The following is a 1,767-nucleotide window of genomic DNA, read 5'->3' as shown; positions in this document are numbered from 1 at the left end:
GCTGGGCGTTACGAAGAGATGTACCGCCGGTCGGTGGAGGACCCGGACGGGTTCTGGGCCGATGAGGCGAAGCGGCTCGACTGGATCAAGAGCCCGAGCCGGATCAAGGACGTGGACTTCACCCACGGGCAGGTGTCGATCAAGTGGTTCGAGGACGGCACGCTCAACGTCGCCCACAACTGCATCGACCGCCATCTCGAGACCCGCGGCGATCAGACCGCGATCATCTGGGAGCCCGACGAGCCCGGCGAGGAGGCGCAGCACATCACCTACCGGCAGCTGCACGAGCAGACCTGCCGGATGGCGAACGTGCTCAAGGACCAGGGCGTCGGCCGCGGCGACCGGGTCGTGCTCTACCTGCCGATGATCCCCGAGGCGGCCTATGCCATGCTCGCCTGCGCCCGGATCGGCGCGATCCATTCGGTCGTCTTCGCCGGCTTCTCGCCCGACGCGCTCGGCCAGCGCGTCAACGGCTGCGGCGCCAAGGTGGTGATCACCGCCGACGAAGCGCCCCGCGGCGGCCGCAAGACCGCGCTGAAGTCGAACGCTGACAAGGCGCTGCTGCATTGCGACGACCGGGTGAAATGCCTCGTCGTCAAGCGCACCGGCGGCCAGACCACCTGGGACCAGAGCCGCGACATCGACCTCACCGCCGCCATGAAAGACGCCGCCCCCGACTGCGAGCCGGCGGAGGTGGGCGCCGAAGACCCTCTCTTCATCCTCTATACCTCGGGCTCGACCGGACAGCCCAAGGGGGTGGTACACACAAGTGGTGGATATCTGGTTTACGCCGCCATGACCCACCAGATCACCTTCGATTACCACGACGGCGACGTCTACTGGTGCACCGCGGATGTGGGCTGGGTCACCGGCCACAGCTACATCGTCTACGGGCCGCTCGCGAACGGCGCGACGACGGTGATGTTCGAGGGCGTGCCGACCTATCCCGACGCCAGCCGCTTCTGGCAGGTCTGCGAGAAACATTCGGTCACCCAGTTCTACACCGCGCCGACCGCGATCCGCGCGCTGATGGGCCAGGGTGACGACTTCGTAACGAAATCCGATCTATCCTCCCTGCGAATCCTCGGGACGGTGGGCGAGCCGATCAATCCCGAGGCCTGGACCTGGTACAACGAGGTGGTCGGACAGGGACGCTGCCCGATCGTCGACACCTATTGGCAGACCGAGACCGGGGGGCATCTCATCACGCCCCTTCCGGGCGCGCATGCGACCAAACCCGGCGCGGCGATGAAGCCGTTCTTCGGCGTGCAGCCGGTGGTGCTGGAGCCCGAATCGGGCAAGGAGATCGAGGAGACGGAAACCTCGGGCGTGCTGGCGTTCCGCGACAGCTGGCCCGGCCAGATGCGCACCGTCTGGGGTGACCACGAGCGGTTCGAGAACACCTACTTCCAGCAATACAAGGGCTATTACTTCTCGGGCGACGGCTGCCGGCGCGATGCGGACGGCGATCTCTGGATCACCGGGCGCGTCGACGACGTGATCAACGTCTCGGGCCACCGCATGGGCACGGCGGAGGTCGAGAGCGCCCTCGTCGCCCACGAGAAGGTCGCCGAGGCCGCGGTCGTCGGCTACCCGCACGAGGTCAAGGGCCAGGGCATCTACTGCTACGTGACCCTGATGACCGGGATCGAGCCCTCGGACGAGCTGAAGAAGGAGCTGCAGACCTGGGTCCGCCAGGAGATCGGCCCGATCGCCAAGCCCGACCTGATCCAGTGGGCCCCCGGCCTGCCCAAGACCCGCTCGGGC

General features: G+C 67.1%; 1 protein-coding gene. It reads left to right on the top strand.

What is annotated here, in order from left to right; genetic code table 11:
• On the top strand, positions 1-1,767 hold a 1,767-nt coding region (acs, locus tag OCH239_RS21300; protein WP_037267483.1), incomplete at both ends, for an acetate--CoA ligase.

Origin of the sequence: Roseivivax halodurans JCM 10272, assembly GCF_000521785.1 — a bacterium.
GTDB lineage: Bacteria > Pseudomonadota > Alphaproteobacteria > Rhodobacterales > Rhodobacteraceae > Roseivivax > Roseivivax halodurans.
The sequence above is the reverse complement of the archived record's forward strand: the minus strand, read 5'-3'. Positions and strand labels throughout refer to the sequence as shown.